The organism is Shinella sp. 838 (assembly GCF_029623935.1).
Lineage (GTDB): Bacteria > Pseudomonadota > Alphaproteobacteria > Rhizobiales > Rhizobiaceae > Shinella.
This window is the reverse complement of the sequence record NZ_JARSBQ010000001.1, coordinates 485,579-506,762: the sequence shown is the minus strand read 5'-3', so window position 1 is coordinate 506,762 and position 21,184 is coordinate 485,579. Positions and strand designations below refer to the sequence as shown.

The following is a 21,184-nucleotide window of genomic DNA, read 5'->3' as shown; positions in this document are numbered from 1 at the left end:
GCCATGGCGGAACCCGGTTTCCTGCGCGACCGCCTGCTGCCGATAAGCACCGTCGTGCTGGCACTCGTTGTGCTCTGGTATGTCTTCGTCGTCGTGTTGAACGCCCCCTTCGAGCGGGATACGGCGGCGCGGGCGGGAACCACCATCGGTTTCATGGAGCTGTTGCCCAAGACCATGATGCAGGAGCGGCCCGTGCTGCCGGCACCGCACCAGGTCTTCGCCGAACTCTGGGACACGACCGTCAACAAGGCCGTCACCTCCAAGCGAAGCCTCGTCTATCATTCCTGGATAACGCTTTCGGCGACACTGCTCGGCTTTGCCATGGGGGCCGTGCTCGGCATCCTGCTTGCCATCGCCATCGTGCACAACCGGGCGATGGACCGTTCGCTGATGCCCTGGGTCATCGCCAGCCAGACGATCCCCATTCTCGCCATCGCGCCGATGATCATCGTTGTCCTGAACGCAGTCGGCATTTCCGGCCTGATGCCGAAGGCGCTGATCTCGACCTACCTTTCCTTCTTCCCCATCGTCGTCGGCATGGTGAAGGGCCTGCGCAGTCCCGAGCAGATCCAGCTCGACCTGATGCACACCTACAATGCCTCTTCCGCACAAACCTTCTGGAAGCTGCGCTGGCCCGCCTCGATGCCCTATCTCTTCACCTCGCTGAAGGTGGCGATCGCCATCTCGCTCGTCGGCGCCATCGTCGGTGAACTGCCGACCGGCGCCGTCGCCGGCCTCGGCGCGCGCCTGCTTGCCGGCTCTTATTACGGCCAGACGGTACAGATCTGGGCCGCGCTGTTCATGGCCGCGGCGGTGGCGGCGCTGCTCGTCATCGTCGTGGGCTTTGCCCATGGCCTTGTCCTCAAGCGCATGGGGGTGCGGGCATGAACTATAGCGTCCTCATCGCCGCCATCGTCTTCTGGCTTGCCGCCTGGGCCTTCAACGAATGGCTCGTGCGCCAGAAGTTCACGAGCCCGGCCACGGACCGGGCGGCGCGCCTCGCCGTGCCGCTGGTCTTCGGCATCACCATCCTCGTCCTGTGGGAAGGCATCGTCAGGGGCTTCAACGTCCCCTCCGTCCTGTTGCCGCCGCCGAGCATGATCTGGGCGCGGCTCATCAGTTCCGTTCCGACCCTGTGGGCGGATTTCCGCCAGACGTTTCTCAAATCCGTGCTTGTCGGCTATGCACTCGGCTGTGGCCTCGGCTTCCTCGTGGCGATCCTCATCGACCGCTCGCCCTTCCTTCAGAAAGGGCTCCTGCCGCTCGGCAACTTCGTCTCGGCGCTGCCCGTCATCGGCGTCGCGCCCATCATGGTCATGTGGTTCGGCTTCGACTGGCAGTCGAAGGTCGCCGTCGTAGTCATCATGACCTTCTTCCCCATGCTGGTAAACACCGTCTCGGGCCTTGCCGCGACGAGCCACATGGAGCGGGATCTGATGCGCACCTATGCCGCCGACTGGTTCCAGACCCTCGTCAAGCTGCGCCTTCCCGCCGCCTGGCCTTTCATCTTCAATGCGCTCAAGATCAATTCGACGCTCGCGCTGATCGGCGCGATCGTCGCCGAATTCTTCGGAACGCCCATCGTCGGCATGGGCTTCCGGATCTCCACGGAAGTGGGCCGCATGAATGTCGACATGGTCTGGGCCGAAATCGCGGTCGCCGCGGTGGCTGGCTCCGTCTTCTACGGGATCGTCGCGCTTATCGAGCGGACCGTCACGTTCTGGCATCCGTCTGTCCGCGGTGGACAGGCGTAAAATAAAGAAAAGAGGGAACTGACATGAAAACGAAGATCGCATCGCTCCTGCTGGCAAGCGCCTTCTCGCTTGCCGCGTTCCAGTCCGAGGCCGCCGACAAGGTGACTCTGCAGCTGAAATGGGTGACCCAGGCCCAGTTCGGCGGCTACTACGTCGCGAAAGACAAGGGGTTCTACGAAGAGGAAGGCCTTGATGTCGAGATCAAGCCGGGCGGCCCGGATATCGCGCCTGCCCAGGTGATCGCCGGCGGCGGCGCGGATGTCATCGTCGACTGGATGCCGTCTGCTCTCGCCACGCGCGAAAAGGGCGTGGCGCTCGTCAACATCGCCCAGCCCTTCAAGTCCTCGGGCATGATGCTCACCTGTCTGAAGGAATCCGGCGTCACCGGCCCGGAGAACTTCAAGGGCAAGACGCTCGGCGTCTGGTTCTTCGGCAACGAATATCCGTTCCTGTCCTGGATGAGCCACCTGAAGATTCCGACCGACGGCGGGCCGGATGGCGTTACCGTGCTGAAGCAGGGCTTCAACGTCGATCCGCTGATCCAGAAGCAGGCTGCCTGCATTTCCACCATGACCTACAACGAGTATGGCCAAGTGCTCGATGCCGGCATCAAGCCGGAGGACCTCATCACCTTCAAGTATGAGGATCAGGGCGTGGCAACGCTGGAAGACGGCCTCTACGTTCTGGAGGACAAGCTCAAGGACCCGGCCTTCAAGGAAAAGATGGTCAAGTTCGTGCGCGCCTCCATGAAGGGCTGGAAATATGCCGAGGAGCATCCGGACGAAGCCGCCGAGATCGTGCTTGAAAACGACTCGACCGGCGCACAGACCGAGGCACACCAGAAGCGCATGATGGGCGAAGTGGCCAAGCTGACGGCCGGCTCCAACGGTGCGCTCGACGAGGCGGACTACAAGCGCACCGTCGCTTCGCTGCTTGCCGGCGGCTCCGACCCGGTCATCTCCAAGGAACCGGAAGGCGCCTGGACGCACGAAGTGACCGACGAAGCGCTGAAGTAAACGATTTTTCTGCCGGATGCGCGACGTGCGGGGCCGCAAGCCCCGCACGTTTCGTTTTTGGCACCAAGAAAAACATATGGAGCACCTGCGACAGCGCGCCGCGATTGCCATTGAAATGCCAAACGCATAAAATAATGAGGCACCATTTCGTTACCCCTTGTAAGGACAAGGTGCGCCGATTACATAGACCGCACAGCGGAGTGTGGAGGAGCTGGGGAGCCGCTCTGTGTCCGCCATATTTTTAGGGAATAGGGTCCGGCAAGAACCTCAAGAACAACGTCCGGACCGAGATCATAAAGTCATGCTTTTGGGAAAGTTCGGCCTATGGCTTCTGGACGCAGGAAAGTACTCTCTTTTTCCGTCGCGACATTCTTGACGGCAACGCCGCTTTTCGCCTTCGCCGCCGATCCGGCCGAGGGTGAAGCCGGCAAACAGCAGGCGCAAAACCTTCCGGCAATCGTCGTCACCGCCGCCGAAACGCGCCCCCTCACCGACCGCGTGCTCGCCACCGGCTCGGTCCAGGCGGTCGAGGATGTCTATGTCACGCCACTCGTCGATGGCCTCTCCATCCGCACCCTTGCCGCCGATGTCGGCGATCGGGTCGAGGCCGACGGGACGCTCGCCACCCTGAACGACGATGCGCTGGTGCTGGAGAAGAGCCAGACCCAGGCGTCGCTCGCCAAGGCCAACGCCGCCCTCGCGCAGATCCACGCCCAGCTCGTCGAAGCCAAGGCCAATGCCGACGAAGCCGTGCGCGTTCGCGACCGGGCCCAGCGGCTCGTCAAGTCCGGCTCGCAGTCACAGGCAGCCGCCGACCAGGCCGTTGCCGCTGCGGATGCAGCGCTCGCCCGCGTCAATTCCGCAAAGCAGGCGATCGCCGTTTCCGAGGCGGACATCAAGGTCGCCCAGTCGCAGATCGACGACATCGACCTGAGGCTTGCCCGCACCGCGGTGAAATCACCGGTCGCCGGTATCGTCTCGGCACGAACGGCCAAGATCGGCGCCATCGCCAGCGGCGCTGCCGCACCGCTCTTCACCGTCATCCGCGACGGCGAGATCGAGCTGAAGGCCGACGTTTCAGAGGACGGCGTCCTCAAGCTCGCGCCGGGCCAGAAAGCGACCGTCACGCTCGCGGGCGGCGCCGCGACGCTTACCGGCACGATCCGCCTCGTCGAACCGACACTCGACCCGGCAAGCCGCCTCGGCCGCGTCTTCATCCGCTTCGACGAGCCGGGCAAGGCCCGTGCCGGCATGTTCGCAAGCGCGGAAATCATCGTGGAGGAAAAGCAGGGCATCGTGCTGCCGCTCTCCGCCATCACCACAGCAGGCGGCAAGACGGTCGCCCGCAAGGTCGAGAACGGTGTGGTCAAGCTGGTGCCGGTCGAAACTGGCATCCAGGACGGCCAGGGGATCGAGATCGTCAGCGGCCTTACGGCCGGCGACGAGGTCGTCGCCAAGGCCGGCGCCTATGTTCGTGACGGCGACCGGGTCAACCCGGTCCACGCCGAGCAGGCATCGGCCACCAAGTGAAGCAATGGCCCCGCCGCAGCGGGGCAGCTACCGCCCAGGGCGGAGAATGCCGGGCTGGGGCGCCCGGTCGCATGGCGGGTGATCCGGGATGGGGCCGGATGCCTGGACGAGGTCCGGCAACGGCGCACCATTGTTCTGCGCCCGGACCTGCACGGAATCATACGCAAACGTCTGGTCTCTTACCAAGGACTTTGGGGACATGAATTTTTCAGCTTGGTCCATTCGCAATCCGATTGCGCCGCTGCTCGGGTTTTTCCTGCTGATGTATGTCGGCATCCAATCCTTCTATGCCCTGCCGATCACCCGTTTTCCCAATATCGACGTTCCCCTGATCGCCATCACCGTCGAGCAGAGCGGCGCGGCCCCCGCCGAGCTGGAGGTTCAGGTCACCAAGGAGATCGAGGACGCGGTCGCCGGCATCGAAGGCGTCGACGACATCATGTCGACCGTCACCGACGGCAGCTCCGTCACATCCGTGCTCTTCGAGATCGAAAAGCCGACCAACCAGGCGCTTCAGGACGTCAAGGATGCGATCGACCGTATCCGCAGCGACCTGCCGGCCTCCGTGGAAGAGCCCGTCGTCACGAAGATCGACGTGGAAGGCCAGGCGATCCAGAGCTTTGCCGTCTCCTCGCCCAATATGACGCTCGAGGAGCTGTCCTGGTTCGTCGACGACAAGGTCAAGCGTGCCCTGCAGGGCCGGCCGGGCATCGGCAAGATCGATCGCTTCGGCGGCGCCGACCGCGAGGTGCGCATCGACCTCAATCCAGGCAAGCTCGATTCCTTCGGCATCTCGGCCGCCGACGTCAACCGGCAGATCCGCAGCATGAACGCCGATGTCGGCTCGGGCCGCGGCCAGGTCGCCGGCGCCGAGCAGGCGATCCGTACGCTCGGCGACGCCCGCTCCGTCGAAAAGCTCAACGGCACGATGATCGCGCTGCCGAACGGCCGTTTCGTGCGGCTTTCCGAACTCGGCACGGTCACCGACACCTATGAGGAGCCGCGCTCCTTCTCACGCTTCAACGGCAATCCCGTCGTCACCTTCGCCGTGTTCCGCTCGAAAGGCGCCAGCGAAGTGACGGTCGCCGAATCCGTCGCCACCTCGCTCGACACGGTGCGCAAGCAATATCCCGACGTCTCGATCGACCTCGTCGATGATGCCGTCTACTTCACCTATGGCAATTATGAAGCGGCGCTGCACACGCTTCTGGAAGGCGCACTGCTTGCCGTCGCCGTCGTGCTGCTCTTCCTGCGCAACTGGCGGGCGACGCTGATCTCCGCCGTGGCGCTACCGCTTTCGGCGATCCCCACCTTCTTCGTCATGGACATGCTCGGCTTCTCGCTGAACCTCGTCTCCTTCCTGGCGCTGACGCTGGCGACCGGCATCCTCGTTGACGACGCGATCGTGGAGATCGAGAACATCGCCCGGCATATCCGCATGGGCAAGACACCCTACCGGGCTGCGATCGAGGCCGCCGACGAAATCGGCCTTGCCGTCATCGCGACGACCTTCACCATCATCGCAGTCTTCGTGCCGGTCTCCTTCATGCCGGGCATTCCGGGCCAGTACTTCATCCAGTTCGGTCTGACGGTCGCGGTGGCCGTGTTCTTCTCCCTTGCGGTGGCGCGCCTCATAACGCCCGTCATGGCGGCCTATCTCATGCGCTCCGGCGATGCCGACGGCCATGGCGAGGAGAAGGAAGGCGTCTTCATGCGCTTCTACACTTGGGTCGTCAGCACGACGACGCGCAAGTGGTATGCCCGCTATGCGACGCTCCTTGCCGCCGTCGCCTTCCTTATCGCCTCGGTCATGCTGCTCTTCACCGTTCCCGGCAGCTTCCTGCCGCCGGAAGACGCTTCCCGCGTCGTTCTCTCTGTCGAACTGCCGCCGGATGCGATGCTCGACGATACCGACCGTACGACGACGCAGATCTATGAGAAGGTCAAGGACATCGATGGTGTGGAAAGCGTCTTCGTGCTCGGCGGTTCCTCGCCGAAGGGCGATCTCGAGCTGCGCCGCGCCTCGGTGACCGTCATCCTCGACAAGCTCGAGCACTCGCTCACCCACAAGCTGGTGAACGACGTGCTCGGCGGGATTCCGGTCATCGGACCTTATCTGCCGAAGGTGGAGGCGAAGGGCCGCCTGCGTCCGCAATGGGATATCGAGCGGGAGATCTTCGCGGGCCTGCGCGACATTCCGGACGTGCGCATCATCAAGCTCAACGATCGCGGCGAACGCGACCTTGCCTTCAACCTTCTCTCCAACAACGAGGCGGACCTCAACAACACCGTCGCCGTGCTGGAATCGAAACTGCGCGCCGATCCGGTCCTGGCCAATATCAGCTCCGAAGGCTCGCTGCCGCGGCCGGAACTGCAGATCCGTCCCCGCGACGACCAGATGGCCCGCCTCGGCATCACGACGGCGCAGATCTCGGAAATCGTCCGCGTCGCCACCATCGGCGACATCGATTCCCAGCTCAGCAAGGTCTCGCTTGACGATCGCCTGATCCCCATCCGCGTGCAGGTCGACCGCGATTTCCGCGCCGACCTTTCGGCCATCCGCGACCTGAAGATCCAGACGGCGAGCGGCCAGATGGTACCGCTGTCGAGCGTCGCCGACATCGAATATTCGGAAGGTCCGAGCTCGGTGAAGCGGCACAACCGCAACCGCGTCGTCTCCATCGGATCCGACCTCAAGCCCGGCGTTGCGCTGGACACGGCCACCGCCCGCTTCAAGGAGATCGCGAACAGCATCGACATGCCGCCCACCGTGCAATTCGCCGAGAGCGGCGACGCCGAGATCCAGGGGGAAATGCAGCAGTCCTTCGCCAATGCGATGCTGCTCGGCCTGCTGCTCGTGCTGATGGTGCTGATCCTGCTCTTCAAGGACGTCATCCAGCCCTTCACGATCCTCCTGTCGCTGCCGCTCGCCATCGGCGGCGTGGCCGCTGGCCTCATCTTGACGCAGAACGCGCTTTCCATGCCCGTCCTCATCGGCATCCTCATGCTGATGGGCATCGTGACGAAGAACGCCATCCTGCTCGTCGATTTCGCCATCGAGATGATGCATCACGGCATGGAGCGGGTGGAAGCCATGATCGAGGCCGGTCGCAAGCGCGCCCGCCCCATCGTCATGACCTCGATCGCCATGTCGGCCGGCATGCTGCCCTCGGCGCTTGGTGTCGGCGAAGGCGGCTCCTTCCGTTCGCCCATGGCGATCGCCGTCATCGGCGGCATCATCGTGTCGACCGTGCTCTCGCTCGTCGTCGTTCCGTCCTTCTTCCTCATCATGGACGATCTGTCCCGCCTGCTCGGCTGGATTTTTGGCCGCTTTGTCGGCAAGAAGGACGATGAACTGCTGGCCATGGAGCCGGAGGCGCTGACCCGCCTGGCGGACCAGACCAGCCGCGACGTCGCCGACCTCGAAAAGCGTATCGAGACGCTCGAGAAGAAAAATGGCGGGCGGAAGCCCTTCAGCGTGGTGCATCACTCGCCACTCGCCGCGGAATAACGGCAAAGCCAAACAAACAGCCGGTTCGACGTCTGTCGAACCGGCCGTTTTCGTATTCATTGATCGAAATCAAATAAGACTTCCTCTTCCTCGACTATCGTTCTCCCATCGAAGACCGATGATGCCTGCGGGAGCATGGAGTGAGATCGATGAACAGGCTGATGAAACCCGGTGCCCGGGAACGGGAAACCCTGCTGAATTCCGGCCTCTTGTCCGCCCTTGGCGTGGAGAGCGTGGCGGCGATGATGGAGATAGCGGCGATCGGCAACCTGCCGGCACGCCAGATGCTGTTTCGCGAGGGTGAGCCGGCGGACATGCTGCATTCCGTTCTCTCCGGCTATGTGCGCGTCTACAAGCTCGACCCGGACGGCCGGGAAGCGGATGTCGAACTCTACGGTCCCGGCGACCTCATCGGCGCAAGCGTCGTGCTCGACGGCAGCCGCTACGGTGCTACTGCCCAGGCCGCCGAGCCTTCCCTCATCGCGCGTTTCGACCTGAAGCGCGTGCGCGACATTGCAGGGCGGCGGCCGGATCTGGCGATGGCGCTCGCCAACGCCTTGTCCGGCCAACTGTCACGGGCCTTTGCCAGCCTTGCCGACGACCGGCTGCACACCGCACCGCAGCGCGTGGCGCGCTACCTGCTCGCCCAGTGCCCGGCAGACGACAAGGCGACAAGTTTCCGCCTGCCCTACCAGAAGAGCCTGCTCGCCGGCAGGCTCGGCCTTGCACCCGAGGCACTGTCGCGCGCCTTCTCGATGCTGCGCAGCCACGGCGTCAATGTGCGCGGCCGGCTCGTCCATGTAAGCGACCCCGAAGCCCTTCGACGGATCTGAGAGACGTTTGCCGGGGCGGGATCAGAGACCGCCCTCGACGCACAGGAAATCAACGATACGGCCGACCCCCTCTCCCCGCTTCATATCGGAGAAGACGAAGGGCCGGGCGGCGCGCATGCGCTCGGCGTCGCGCTGCATGACGTCCAGATCTGCCCCGACATGGGGGGCAAGATCCTTCTTGTTGATGACCAGCAGGTCCGAACGCGTGATACCCGGCCCGCCCTTGCGCGGGATCTCCTCTCCCTGGCAGACCGAAATGACATAGATCGTCAGGTCCGCGAGATCCGGCGAGAAGGTGGCGGCCAGATTGTCTCCGCCCGATTCGATAAAGACCACGTCGAGATCGGGGAACCGCCGGTTGAGATCGGCAATGGCCTGGAGGTTGATCGAAGCATCCTCGCGGATCGCCGTGTGCGGGCAGCCGCCCGTCTCGACGCCGACGATGCGGTCGGACGACAGCGCCTGCATGCGCACCAGCGCCTCGGCATCCTCCTTCGTATAGATGTCGTTGGTAACGACCGCGACGGAAAAGTGCTCGCGCATCGCCTTGCAGAGCTTTTCGGTGAGCGCCGTCTTGCCCGAGCCGACCGGGCCGCCGATACCGACGCGCAGGGGGCCATTCTTCGATGTCATGGGAAACCTCCGGTAGATCCGGGATAGCCGGCCGGGAGCGCCGCAACCCCTTCGTTGAAACTCCGCGCCGTACCGCGCATCACCGCACGCGCCGTCATGAGCGAAACAGCCGTGTCACCAGCGTCTCGTGCCGCAGACTGGCGATATCCGCCCGGATGGCCGCCGAACCGAGATCATCGAGCGTCGAACGGGCTGCCGCCGCCGCAAGCGTGAGGACCGTCCCCTCCAGCTCCGCCAGTAGCGCTACGCCACCCCGCTGGCCGATAACGCCGCAGCGGATGGCGACCGAGGCAAGGTTCGAGGCGACCGCGTGCAGATAGGCGACAAGCGCCGCCTCGGCCGCAACGCCATGCCCGCCCGAAACGGCACCGACGGCCACCGGATAGGCGGAGACGGCACCGAGCGTCGCCAACACCGGATGCGGCCAGCTCGCCGCAGCGGCGAGAAAGGCCTCGCCCTGCAGCGTCGTCTCACGATACCGCTCCGCCGAGCCCGACAATGCCGCCGCGAGTTCGGCAACCTCCGTCAGCCGCCCGGCATCGCCGAAGGCCCGATGCGCCTCGGCGAAAAGCACGGCATCGTTCCAGAGATTGCCGTGCGCAAGGATGCTCACGAGCCAGGTACGGAGCGTTTCCGCATCGCTCACATCGCCATCGCTCACCACCTGCTCCAAACCGCCGGAATAGGAGAAGGCACCGACTGGAAAGGCCGGCGAGAGCCAGGTCATCAGGCGCAGCAGAGCCGCAGGCGACGCCGTGTCAGCCATGGCTGTGATGGTGGTGGCCGTGCCCCGCGCCGTGATAGGCACCGCGCAGCGGATGGAAGGGCTCCACGACATCCCGCACCGCAGCACCGAGCCCCGTCAGCATATCCCGGATCACATGGTCGCGCAGGATGAGGATACGCATGTCCTCGATCTGCGCCGGCAGGTGACGGTTGCCGAGGTGCCAGGCAAGCTCGGCAAGATGCAGGCGATCCTTCGGCACCACCTCGTAGAGCTCCTCCGCAGCGGCGATCACCTCGATCACCTCGCCCGCTTCCGTGAGCAGGAGATCGCCATGGGCAAGCTGTACGGGTTCGCGGAGATCGAGCATCACGACATCGTCGCTGCGCATGTGCAAGAGCTTGCGACGCACATGGCGCTGATCATGGGCGAGAATGACGGCGTCGATGGGCGTGCGGGATCCGCCGGTTCCGTGCGGCAGGATTTCCGTGGAGCGGTGGGGCAAGAGGCGACCTCGGGTCTCGATGGATCAAGTCCCCCCGACAAGAGCACGTTTGCCCTGTCGAGGAAACCGCCGAAGCGCCAACCTACGTCATTTGGCGTAGGTCGTCATCAGCGCCGGCGCCCGCCAGCGGCAACGCGGCGGCTCGGCTCCAGCAGTCCCTCACCCTCGTCCTCATGGATCGTCCGGTCGCGGCCGAGCGACTTGGCAAGATAGAGCGCCCGGTCCGCCGCCTCGAAGATCGCTTCGAACGACCGGCCTTGAGCTCGATCCGCGATGCCGGCCGACAGGGTGACGGTGACCGGACCCTTGGCACCCGCGACTCGGCGCGCAGCAACGGAACGACGGGCTTCCTCCACCAGCAGGCTGCAATCCCCGCGGTCGTCGTTCTCGATGAAGACGGCGAACTCCTCGCCGCCGACACGCCCGACGAGATGTGGAGCGGCAAAGACCCGCTCAAGCTCCTCTGCAACGGCAACGATGACCGCATCGCCCACCGCTTGCCCATGCGTGTCGTTGACAAGCTTGAACCGATCGACATCGAACAGCACGAAAAAGCCGTTAACCTTCTTGTCCGCCATATCAGCGATGAAGGCCCGCCGGTTCAGGAGGCCTGACAGCGAATCCAGCCGGCTAAGCCGTTCCAATTCGGCGCGTGACAGCGCCATTTCATGCACTGCCATGCCCAGAAGCCAGGCGATCAGGGCCGAAACGCTCGCCGCGACCAGCACCGTCGTGGGAGTATCGAAACCGAGAGCGGCAGCAAAGGGGTTGGGGAGCAGGCCGAAGTTCGCGAGGATTGCCGTAGCCATCAGATAGCCCGCAGTGGCAAGCGTGATGGTCACCAGGACGGTGTTCAGCACGAACATCGAAATATCGGCCCGCGTCTGGAAGACACCCGCCTCCCACTGGGCCCTCAGCCAAAGGGCCAGCCTGCCACGCATACATCTCTCCATAATGAACAAGGAGACCCTAAGGCACTTTCTTTCAGATTCAGCTAATGCCTTCGCTAGAAGTTTAACTGTCCCGTTTTGAAACTTCCGTTAAGGGATATGCGGAAAGGTCCGCTTGGCCGGCAGCCGCCTAGAAAAGGAAATAGCGCTGTGCCATCGGCAGCACGGTCGCGGGCTCGCAGGTCAGCAATTCGCCGTCCGCCCGCACCTCGTAGGTCTCCGGATCCACCTCGATATGCGGCGTCAGGTCGTTCAGCACCATCGAGGCCTTGGAGATGGTCCGCGTGTTGCGCACCGGCAGCAGCTGCTTGGCGACGCCGAGCCGCTCGCGCAGGCCGAGATCGATCGCCGCCTGCGAGACGAAGGTGACGGAGGAATTGGTGCGCATCTTGCCGAAGGCACCGAACATCGGGCGGTAGTGCACCGGCTGCGGCGTCGGGATGGAAGCGTTCGGATCGCCCATCGGCGCCATCGCAATCCCGCCGCCGATCAACACCATGTCCGGCTTCACACCGAAGAAAGCCGGGTTCCACAAGACGAGGTCGGCCCGCTTGCCGACCTCGACGGAGCCGATCTCGTGGCTGAGGCCATGGGCGATCGCCGGATTGATCGTGTATTTCGCGATGTAGCGACGGATGCGCAGGTTGTCGTTCTCGCCCGTCTCGCCGGCAAGGCGGCCGCGCTGGCGCTTCATCTTGTCGGCGGTCTGCCAGGTGCGGATCGCCACCTCCCCGACGCGGCCCATGGCCTGGCTGTCAGAGGAGATGATCGAGAAGGCGCCGATATCGTGCAGGATGTCCTCGGCCGCGATCGTCTCCTTGCGGATACGGCTCTCGGCAAAGGCGATGTCCTCCGGAATCGACGACGACAGGTGATGGCAGACCATCAGCATGTCGAGATGTTCGGAGATCGTGTTGACCGTGTAGGGTCGTGTCGGATTGGTCGAGGACGGAATGACATTGGCATGGCCACACACCTTGATGATGTCCGGCGCATGGCCGCCGCCCGCCCCCTCAGTGTGGAAGGCATGGATGGTGCGGCCTTTGATGGCGGCCATCGTGTCCTCGACGAAGCCGCTTTCGTTCAGCGTGTCCGTATGGATCATAACCTGCACGTCGTAGTCATCAGCGACGGAAAGGCAGCAGTCGATCGCCGCCGGCGTCGTCCCCCAATCCTCGTGCAGCTTCAGCGCGCAGGCCCCGGCCTTCACCATTTCCTCGATCGCCGCCGGCAGTGAGGCATTGCCCTTGCCGGCAAGCGCCAGGTTCATCGGAAAGGCGTCAAAGCTCTCGATCATGCGCTCGATATGCCAGGCGCCCGTGCAGGTGGTGGCAAGCGTACCGTGCGCCGGGCCGCTGCCGCCGCCAAGCATCATGGTGATGCCGCTCGCCAGCGCTTCCTCGATCTGCTGCGGGCAGATGTAGTGGATATGGGCGTCCATGCCGCCCGCCGTGAGGATCTTGCCCTCACCTGCAATCACCTCGGTCGAGGGGCCGACAATGATGGTGACGCCAGGCTGCGTATCAGGATTGCCCGCCTTGCCGACCGCAGCGATGCGACCGTTCTTGAGGCCCACATCGGCCTTGAAGATACCGGTGTGGTCGATGACCAGCGCATTGGTGATGACCGTGTCGACGGCCCCCTCGGCTCGCGTTGCCTGGCTCTGGCCCATACCGTCGCGGATGACCTTGCCGCCACCGAACTTCACCTCGTCGCCATAGCTGGTGAAATCCCTTTCCACCTCGGCGAAGAGCTCGGTATCGGCCAGCCGTACCCTGTCGCCGATGGTTGGGCCGAACATGTTGGCATAGGCGGCACGGGACATTCGATAGGACATGGTCAACTTCCCCGGGAGGCAGGTGTCTTGTTCGGATGGTCGGAAACTTTGCCAACCGGAGCGGCATCGCTTTGGCGTCGCGCAAGGCGGCAAAAGATCGGGAGCCGCTCCGGTAGATCGGCGCCCATCAGAGGCGCTCCAGCCGGTCGAGACGGCCGGCAGCAATCTGGGCATCCACCCAGCGCCGCTCGGCGACAAAGGGGTGCCATTGCCACCCTTCGTGACCGAACCCGGCGATGGAAACGCGATCGCCCGCCTTAGCGACGGTGTCGAGCACATGGGCAATGACGATCAGCCCGGAACTCGGCACCACATAAGGTGGCGGGTCGAAGACCGCCAGCGCAGCATCGAGCGTATGATGCACCGCAGACGGGATCACGTCGATCCGCCGACCGGTGGCGTGCGCGAATGTCTCGAAGCCGAGCGTGTAGTCGTCGCAGAAATCGTCGAGATCGGGATGGCTCACGGCAAGGGCCGGGCGCATGGCGGCAAACATCTGCGATGCCCGCACGCACCAGAATTCGCGCGCCTGCCGCACCGCGGCACTTGCCTTCCAATGGCCACTGCCCAGCATCGCCAGGGCCGGGCGGCCGGTGTTGCAGACCGCCACGATATCGGTCCTGTCGCCCCCGCGCCCCAGGGAGCGGCAGTCGTTGAAGCGGATCACGAGATCGGCGGCATCGATCGCCGCTGCAAGCCCGTCTGGCACGGGCCCGTTTCCGACAATGGCGATCCTGCGCGACACCGCCCGCCTCCTCAATTGCCGGAAAATTCGGAGACGGCCTTCAGTTCGGCCGTGCGTTTGCGCGTCAGGTCGGCGAGGCAGCCGGAAACCAGCATCGGCTCCATGGAGCCGCCGCGCGCCTCGAAGCCGGCCAGCTCGCACTGCCCGTCCCGGTAGCCGATCCAGGCTCGCTGGGCACGTTTCAGCGCGTCAACGGCGCCGACATAGTGCTCGCCCATCTCGCGGGCCTGTTCGTCCATCTTGCGCGCCGCGGCCATGGTCACCTTGTAGGCGGCATTCAGTTCTTCGTCGGCGGCCTCATAATCGCGGCCGGCGCAGATGTTCATCTCGATCTGTGCCTGGGCGTTTTGGCAATCAACCTCCGGCTCACCGTCCTGTGCGGCGGCCATAGGGGCAGAGAGAAGAAGGAGCGCGGTGGCGAGCAGGAGGCAGGAACGTATCACCATGTCAGAGCTTCCCCATCACGCCCTGGCGGAAACCGTAGATTTCGCGCTTGCCGGCAAAAGGAATGAGATGAACCGTACGGGTCTGCCCCGGCTCGAAACGCACCGCCGTGCCGGCTGGAATGTCGAGACGCAGGCCCCGCGCCTTCTCCCGATCGAAGGCGAGACCCGCATTGGTTTCGTAAAAATGGTAGTGGCTGCCGACCTGGATCGGCCGGTCGCCGGTGTTGGAAACATCTAGCGTGGTGACCGGCAAGCCGGCATTGAGTTCGAGGTCGCCGGAAGCGGCAATGATTTCACCGGGGATCATGATACCCTCCTCACGCCGCGGCTGCCGGCCCGCAGCCTTCGGCCTTCAGGACCCGCTTGGTGGAGGCCGGATATTTTGCGAGCAGTGCCGCAGGCCGGACCGGGCGGCGCACGAACTCGCCGCCGCAGTTCGGACAGGCACCGCCAAGAACACCCGTCACGCAATCGGTGCAGAAGGTGCATTCGAACGTGCAGATCATCGCCTCCGGGCTTTCCGGCGGCAGGTCGCGGTCGCAGCATTCGCAGTTCGGTCGAAGGTCCAGCATGATCTCACCTGATCGGTTCGTGCACGGTCACGAGCTTCGTGCCGTCGGGGAAGGTCGCCTCGACTTGAATGTCGTGGATCATCTCAGGAATGCCCTCCATCACCTGGTTGCGCGCCAGCACGTGGGCACCTGCTTCCATCAGCTCGGCAACCGCCCGGCCGTCACGCGCACCCTCGACGACGAAATCAGTAATCAACGCGATCGCCTCGGGATGGTTGAGCTTCACGCCGCGTTCCAGCCGCTTGCGCGCCACGATCGCGGCCATGGCGATCAGCAGTTTGTCCTTTTCGCGGGGAGTCAGGTTCATGGATGGTCCATCGCTTGATTCACGTCGTGCGATATTAAACAGGGGAATTGCGCGCACGACATACGTAAAACAGGAACCCGGCTCAAAACCGCAGGGGGTCAGAGGGTCCACACTTTCGGTACGCCCGCGCCGCCACGCAGGTGCGAAATGATCGGGATCAGCTTTTTGCGAAGCGCGAACCCATCGGGCGCAACGAGGCGCAGAACGAGCTTGTCCTGCCAATGGCTGGCACCGCCCTCCCCGTCCACCAGAAGCCGGCGCAGCGGCTCCAGATGCGCCTCTGCTGCAGGGCCACAGAAGAGCACGGTGGCAAAGGCACGAGCACCGGCCAATGTCGCCCTTTGGTCCGCCAGCGCGGCAATCCCGCCGGCCAGCGCGGTTTCCTCCGCATGGATCAGCCGGCCGGCACGGCGGATGCGCCAGCGGTCCCGGAAAAGCCCGGCCTCCATACGCTCGCCCATCGCCTTGCGACCGAGCAGAATGGCCTCGACCGCAAGGAACGTGGCGTCTTCGGCAAGATCCACCTCCAGCCGGCGGCCGAGTGCCGCCTGATCAAAGAGAATGGTCTCCTGCGGCAGCCAGTCGACTCGCGCACCGGCACCGACAGCAATGCGGGTCTCCACCGTCGCGGTGGACGCATGTGCCTTGTAGGCCCGTTCACAGGCCTGCGTCGTCGCCGTCAGGCGCGTTGCGGCGCGAGCCTCCAGCTCCCAGAGGACACGGTCCCCGCCGGTGAGCCCACCTGCCGTGTTGATCAACACCGCTTCCATCGTTCCGTCGAAGATCTTGGGCAGGCGGATCTTGGCGCAGCCCTCCTGGAAGAGCACGTCGAGCCGCGTGCCGGCGGCAGAAGCCTTCGCAGCCAGTCGCCCGTGCCCGCGTGCGCGTTGAAGGCGCTGGGAAGGAACCTCCCCTTCAAGAGCAGATGGCGGTTCCGCATAAATGTTCATGGGTTTCGATACCGGAGTTGGGACACTCTTTGGTGCAGGTTTCACCAGGACGCCTCGACACGCAAGCCCCAACCGTGTCCCACCATCATCGCAGAACCCTGCCGGCGACAAAAAAGCCCGGCACGAAGGCCGGGCTCAAGCTCAAGCGGCCGGGCGACGTGCAATGCGCCGCCCGTTCCGTCAGAACGACTACTCGTTCTGAATGTAGGTGTACTTGCCGTCTTCACCCTTCTTCCAGGTGTACATGACGTAGTCCGGACGGGTGATGTCGCCCTTTTCGTCGAAGCCGAGTTCGCCGATCGCGGTCTGGAACGGACCCTTGGACTTGATGGCTTCGGCAACGGCCTGCGCGTCGGTACCGCCGGCAGCCTTGGCGCCTTCAGCGATGACCTGAACGGCAGCATAGGCATAGAGCGTGTAGGCTTCCGGCTCGAAGCCGGCAGCGCGGAACTTCTCGACGAGGTCCTTGGCGGCCGGGTTCTTGCGCGGATCGGGCGCAAAGGTCATCAGCGTGCCGTCGACGGCATCGCCGGCGATGGAAGCCAGTTCGTTCGAAACGATGCCGTCGCCCGAGATGAAGGTGGCCTTCAGGCCCTGGTCTGCGGACTGGCGCTCGATGAGGCCGAACTCGGTGTGCAGGCCGCCCCAATAGACGACCGAAACGCCGGCTTCCTTCATCTTGGCGATGAGTGCGGAGAAGTCCTTGTCGCCGACATTGACGCCTTCATAGATGGCTTCGGTCACGCCGGCTTCGTTCATCGACTTCTTGGTCTCGTCGGCAAGACCCTGGCCATACGGCGTCTTGTCGTGCAGGACGGCGACCTTGGCGTCCTTGAAGTTGGCAGCAACGAAGGAACCGGCAACAGCACCCTGCTGGTCGTCACGGCCGCAGGTACGGAAGGTGTTCCACAGGCCACGCTCGGTGTAGGTCGGGTTGGTGGATGCCGGCGAGATCTGCAGGACGCCATTTTCCGCATAGATTTCCGAAGCCGGGATGGAAACGCCCGAGTTGAAGTGACCAACCACGAACTTCACGCCATCAGCGACGAACTTGTTGGCGACCGAAACGCCCTGCTTCGGGTCGGAAACGTCGTCGCCAAGCACGATCTTGACCTGCTCGCCATTGATGCCACCGGCTGCATTGAGATCGGCAGCGGCCTGCTCGGCACCCTTCTGCAGCTGCGCGCCGAAGGCGGCGTTCGGACCGGTCAGCGGGCCGCCGACGCCGATCAGGATGTCGGCCCAGGCGCTGCCGCTGAAGGCGACCATTGCAGCCAAAGCAACAGCCGACATGAGAGACTTCTTCATATTGTTACTCCCAAATTTAAAGCGGGCTTGTTTCAACCGGTCGCAACACCCGCATCATTGCGCCGATATCGTTATGCCGCGACCGAAAACCGGCCGCGGGCTTCCCTCTGGTTATTTCGCTTTCCAGGAAAAGGGCGATGCCTTTTCATAGAGCCAGTAATAGTTATTGGTCATCTGCCGCGTGCGATAGTAGCGGTAACCCAGCGTAGCAAACAACAAAAGCACGACCGTGTCCACGACATAGTATTGCACCGTGAGCATGGTGCCGTGGAACAGCGCATGGTGAACGAAGCGGATCGCCGCACCGAGCAGAAGCACGTAAATCACCAGCGTGGCGTAGCTCTGCCAGTTCTCGGCGACGCTCTTGCCGGTACGCCAGGCCGTCCAGCCGCCCATGATGACGGTGATGAACAGGAACTGCCAGATCGACGGTTCTTCGTAGAGAATTCCCTGCATAATACATACTCCCCTTACAGGGCCGCGCGTCCCGCAGGATATGCGCCAGCCGCCGTAAATCCTAGGATCGGCGCAGGATCCGTGCGGGTCCTGCGCGGGACCACCCTCAGTGCCGGCCGCCTTCGAGATAGGCGGCGCGCACTTCCGGATTGGCCAGAAGTTCCTTGCCCGAACCGCTCATCGTCACCTGACCGTTGACCATCACATAGGCCCGGTCGGAGAGTTTGAGAGCGGCGAAGGCGTTCTGCTCGACGAGGAACACCGTGAGGCCTTCGTTCTGATTGAGCTTCTTGATCGCGTCGAAGATGCCCTTGACGATCAGCGGGGCAAGACCGAGCGAGGGCTCGTCGAGAAGCAGGAGCTTCGGACGCGCCATCAGCGCACGACCGATGGAGAGCATCTGCTGCTCGCCGCCCGAAAGCGTGCCGCCGCGCTGGGCCTGACGCTCCTTGAGCCGGGGGAAGAGCGTGAAGATCTTTTCCACGTCCTCGTTGAAATACTTCAGATTGTCGAGGCTCGCGCCCATCTGGAGATTTTCATAGACCGTCATGCGCGGGAAGATGCGGCGCCCTTCCGGCGACTGGGCGATACGACGACGGGCGATCAGATGCGTCGGCAGACGGGTGATGTCCTCGCCGTCGAACGTGACGGTGCCGGCGCGGGCCTGCGGGCTGCCGCAGATCGTCATCATCAGGGTCGACTTGCCGGCGCCGTTCGCACCGATGAGCGAGACGATCTCGCCCTTCTTGACCTCGACATCGACGCCGGCGAGTGCGCGGATATTGCCGTAGTAGGTTTCCACGCCTTTGACGCTGAGAAGCGTATCGCTCATTCCTGCGATCCTCCCTGCGTGCCCTCGATCACCTCGATTTGCTCGATCACCTCTTCGACCTCATCATCTTCGACACCGAGATAGGCCGCGATAACCTTCGGATCGTTCTTCACATGGTCCGGCGTGCCGTCGGAGATCTTCTGCCCATATTCGAGCACGACCACATGGTCGGAAATCTCCATGACAACGGACATGTCGTGCTCGATGAGCAGGATCGACGTGCCGCTGTCGTTGCGGATCGAGCGCAGGAGTTCGTTGAGCGCCAGCGATTCGCGCGGGTTGAGGCCTGCGGCCGGCTCGTCGAGGCACAGGAACTCCGGCCCCGTGCACATGGCGCGGGCGATTTCCAGACGCCGCTGCGCGCCGTAGGGCAGATCGCCCGCCGGGTCGTCGGCACGCTCGATGAGATTCGCCTTTTCCAGCCAGTACTTTGCGACATCGATCGATTCGCCGGCAGCCTTCTTGTAGGCGGGCATGCCGAGCAGGCCGAGGATCGTATAGCCAGAGGCCTTCATCAGCATGTTGTGCTGGGCGACGAGCAGGTTCTCCAGAACCGTCAGGCCGGAAAACAGCCGGATGTTCTGGAAGGTGCGCGCCACCTTGGCATCGCGGTTGACCTCGAAGTCGGTCATGCGCTCCAGCAGGAACTGCTTGCCGCCCTTCTGGCACATGGTGATCATGCCCATGGTCGGCTTGTAGAAGCCCGTCACGCAGTTGAACACCGTGGTCTTGCCGGCACCGTTGGGGCCGATGAGCGCCGTGATGTCGCCGCGGTAGGCCTCGAAGGAGAGGTCGTTGATGGCCATGAGACCACCGAAGCGCATCGACAGATGCTCTACTTTCAGGATGGGATCTTTCGTCATCGTATTCGTTCCGGGCGCCATCAGCCGTGCCCTTCCTTGGTAAAGCTGCCGGAGACCGCCTTGCGCTCCTTGAGGAACGCAGTCGGCTCACGGCTTCCGACGAAGCCGCGCGGCTTCCAGACCATGACGACGACCATGGCGAGGCCGAAGATCAGCATGCGGTAGAGCTCCGGCGTGAAGTCAGGTCCGAAAATGGACTTGAGGAACGTCATCTCGCGCAGGAGCTCTGTACCGCCGACCATAACCGCCGCGGCAATGGCGATACCGACGAGCGAACCCATGCCGCCGAGAACGACGATGGCAAGGATGATCGCCGATTCGAGGAAGACGAAGCTTTCCGGCGACACGAAGCCCTGGCGCACAGCGAAGAAGGAGCCGGCAAACCCGCCAAACATCGCGCCGATGGAGAAAGCCGTCAGCTTGGTCGTCACCGTGTTGATGCCGAGCGAACGGCAGGCGATCTCGTCTTCACGCAACGCTTCCCAGGCTCTGCCGATCGGCATGCGGCGCAGGCGGATCGTCACGTAGGCGGTGAGCAGGGCCAGCGCCAGGATGAGATAGAAGAGGAAGATCTTGTAATAGGCCGAGGACATCGGCAGACCGAAGACCTTGGCGAAGTTGTTCGGCGCGCTGACGTCGAACGACCAGATACCGAAGACCGAAGCCTTGGGAATGCCCGACACGCCGAAGGTACCGCGGGTCACTTCCGTCCAGTTGATGAGCACGAGACGGATGATTTCCCCGAAGGCCAGCGTCACGATGGCAAGGTAGTCACCCTTCAGGCGCAGCACCGGGAAGCCGAGGATCATGCCCCAGAAGGCCGCAAGGATGCCGGCGAGCGGCAGCAGGATCCAGAAAGAGAAGCCGAACTGCTGCGACAGCAGCGCGTAGGAATAGGCACCGACCGCATAGAAGGCGACATAACCGAGGTCGAGCAGGCCGGCGAGACCGACGACGATGTTCAGGCCCCAGGCGAGCATCACGTAGATGAGGATCTGGATACCGAAATTGTCGACCCACTTCAGCGAGCCCTGCACGCCGAAGAGCATGACCATCAGCGGCGGATAGATGAGCAGCGCAACGATGGCGATCTTGCTGAAGTTGCGCTTGAAGAAGCTCTCCTCGCCTTCCGCCGGCTTGGCCGAAGCGGCCGCCTTGCGGGCGGCAGCCCAGGGACGCAGATAGGCGACGGAGAGGAAGCGACCGACGGCAGCGACGACCACGAAGATCGCAAGCAGCCCCCAGCGCTGGTTCAGCACAAGCTCGTTGCGGATGTTCTGCGTGGTCTCGAGACCGACGAAGAGGACGAAGAGACCGAGTGCGACGAGACCGGCAAAAAAGCCCTCGCGCAGAGCCTGCGCCGTCAGGTTCCCGCCGGCGCGCTCATGAGTGTTCGAAATGTTGGACATGGA

The 21,184-nt window shown here is 63.7% G+C and carries 22 protein-coding genes; 6 read left to right on the top strand and 16 right to left on the bottom strand.

Annotated features, from left to right (window positions below; genetic code table 11):
• The first annotated feature begins 3 nt into the window (after positions 1-3).
• From P9A16_RS02345 to P9A16_RS02320, 6 genes are all read left to right on the top strand, one after another.
• The gene (locus P9A16_RS02345; protein WP_023514109.1) at positions 4-888 is read left to right on the top strand and encodes an ABC transporter permease; all 885 of its coding nucleotides are present in this window, start codon (positions 4-6) and stop codon (positions 886-888) included.
• A complete protein-coding gene (locus P9A16_RS02340; RefSeq protein ID WP_023514110.1) occupies positions 885-1,754 on the top strand; it encodes an ABC transporter permease in 870 nt (289 codons plus the stop codon). The genes P9A16_RS02345 and P9A16_RS02340 overlap by 4 nt, the downstream gene beginning before the upstream one ends.
• Before the next feature lie 23 nt (positions 1,755-1,777).
• Positions 1,778-2,770, top strand: coding sequence for an ABC transporter substrate-binding protein (locus tag P9A16_RS02335; RefSeq protein ID WP_024270838.1), 993 nt, complete (start codon positions 1,778-1,780; stop codon positions 2,768-2,770).
• A 324-nt stretch (positions 2,771-3,094) separates the two neighbouring features.
• Positions 3,095-4,300 (top strand): efflux RND transporter periplasmic adaptor subunit, encoded by a 1,206-nt coding sequence (locus P9A16_RS02330; protein WP_023515440.1) that lies wholly within the window; start codon positions 3,095-3,097, stop codon positions 4,298-4,300.
• A 199-nt stretch (positions 4,301-4,499) separates the two neighbouring features.
• Positions 4,500-7,811, top strand: coding sequence for an efflux RND transporter permease subunit (locus P9A16_RS02325; RefSeq protein WP_023515439.1), 3,312 nt, complete (start codon positions 4,500-4,502; stop codon positions 7,809-7,811).
• 149 nt (positions 7,812-7,960) lie between these two features.
• Complete coding sequence (locus P9A16_RS02320; protein WP_023512057.1) at positions 7,961-8,644, top strand: Crp/Fnr family transcriptional regulator; 684 nt, start codon at positions 7,961-7,963, stop codon at positions 8,642-8,644.
• Positions 8,645-8,665: 21 nt separating this feature from the next.
• Here the strand turns inward: P9A16_RS02320 and ureG are convergent, their stop codons facing one another.
• From ureG to livM, 16 genes are all read right to left on the bottom strand, one after another.
• Complete coding sequence (ureG, locus tag P9A16_RS02315) at positions 8,666-9,277, bottom strand: urease accessory protein UreG (RefSeq protein WP_023512056.1); 612 nt, start codon at positions 9,275-9,277, stop codon at positions 8,666-8,668.
• A 94-nt stretch (positions 9,278-9,371) separates the two neighbouring features.
• The gene (locus P9A16_RS02310; RefSeq protein WP_023512055.1) at positions 9,372-10,043 is read right to left on the bottom strand and encodes an urease accessory protein UreF; all 672 of its coding nucleotides are present in this window, start codon (positions 10,041-10,043) and stop codon (positions 9,372-9,374) included.
• A complete protein-coding gene (gene ureE, locus P9A16_RS02305; protein WP_023512054.1) occupies positions 10,036-10,506 on the bottom strand; it encodes an urease accessory protein UreE in 471 nt (156 codons plus the stop codon). Before ureE ends, P9A16_RS02310 begins: the two co-directional genes overlap by 8 nt.
• 107 nt (positions 10,507-10,613) lie before the next feature.
• Positions 10,614-11,447: a GGDEF domain-containing protein gene (locus P9A16_RS02300; RefSeq protein WP_023512053.1), complete on the bottom strand. Its 834-nt coding sequence runs from the start codon at positions 11,445-11,447 to the stop codon at positions 10,614-10,616.
• A gap of 139 nt (positions 11,448-11,586) precedes the next feature.
• A complete protein-coding gene (ureC, locus tag P9A16_RS02295; protein ID WP_024270837.1) occupies positions 11,587-13,293 on the bottom strand; it encodes an urease subunit alpha in 1,707 nt (568 codons plus the stop codon).
• A 127-nt stretch (positions 13,294-13,420) separates the two neighbouring features.
• The gene (locus P9A16_RS02290; protein ID WP_023514122.1) at positions 13,421-14,038 is read right to left on the bottom strand and encodes a hypothetical protein; all 618 of its coding nucleotides are present in this window, start codon (positions 14,036-14,038) and stop codon (positions 13,421-13,423) included.
• Positions 14,039-14,049: 11 nt separating this feature from the next.
• The gene (locus tag P9A16_RS02285) at positions 14,050-14,484 is read right to left on the bottom strand and encodes a lysozyme inhibitor LprI family protein (RefSeq protein ID WP_023514121.1); all 435 of its coding nucleotides are present in this window, start codon (positions 14,482-14,484) and stop codon (positions 14,050-14,052) included.
• 1 nt (position 14,485) lies between these two features.
• Positions 14,486-14,791, bottom strand: a complete 306-nt coding sequence (locus P9A16_RS02280) for an urease subunit beta (RefSeq protein WP_023514120.1) — start codon at positions 14,789-14,791, stop codon at positions 14,486-14,488.
• Positions 14,792-14,801: 10 nt separating this feature from the next.
• Positions 14,802-15,056 (bottom strand): DUF1272 domain-containing protein, encoded by a 255-nt coding sequence (locus P9A16_RS02275; protein WP_023514119.1) that lies wholly within the window; start codon positions 15,054-15,056, stop codon positions 14,802-14,804.
• Positions 15,057-15,060: 4 nt separating this feature from the next.
• Positions 15,061-15,363, bottom strand: a complete 303-nt coding sequence (locus P9A16_RS02270; RefSeq protein ID WP_023514118.1) for an urease subunit gamma — start codon at positions 15,361-15,363, stop codon at positions 15,061-15,063.
• A 98-nt stretch (positions 15,364-15,461) separates the two neighbouring features.
• Entirely contained in the window at positions 15,462-16,313 is an 852-nt protein-coding gene (locus P9A16_RS02265) for an urease accessory protein UreD (RefSeq protein ID WP_023514117.1), read from the bottom strand.
• A gap of 189 nt (positions 16,314-16,502) precedes the next feature.
• Complete coding sequence (locus P9A16_RS02260; protein ID WP_023514116.1) at positions 16,503-17,621, bottom strand: branched-chain amino acid ABC transporter substrate-binding protein; 1,119 nt, start codon at positions 17,619-17,621, stop codon at positions 16,503-16,505.
• Between the two features lie 111 nt (positions 17,622-17,732).
• Positions 17,733-18,077, bottom strand: coding sequence for a DUF6867 family protein (locus P9A16_RS02255; protein ID WP_024270836.1), 345 nt, complete (start codon positions 18,075-18,077; stop codon positions 17,733-17,735).
• Positions 18,078-18,183: 106 nt separating this feature from the next.
• Positions 18,184-18,909, bottom strand: coding sequence for an ABC transporter ATP-binding protein (locus tag P9A16_RS02250; protein WP_024270835.1), 726 nt, complete (start codon positions 18,907-18,909; stop codon positions 18,184-18,186).
• A complete protein-coding gene (locus tag P9A16_RS02245; RefSeq protein ID WP_024270834.1) occupies positions 18,906-19,793 on the bottom strand; it encodes an ABC transporter ATP-binding protein in 888 nt (295 codons plus the stop codon). Before P9A16_RS02245 ends, P9A16_RS02250 begins: the two co-directional genes overlap by 4 nt.
• Complete coding sequence (livM, locus tag P9A16_RS02240) at positions 19,793-21,181, bottom strand: high-affinity branched-chain amino acid ABC transporter permease LivM (RefSeq protein WP_024270833.1); 1,389 nt, start codon at positions 21,179-21,181, stop codon at positions 19,793-19,795. Before livM ends, P9A16_RS02245 begins: the two co-directional genes overlap by 1 nt.
• Positions 21,182-21,184 lie beyond the last annotated feature (3 nt).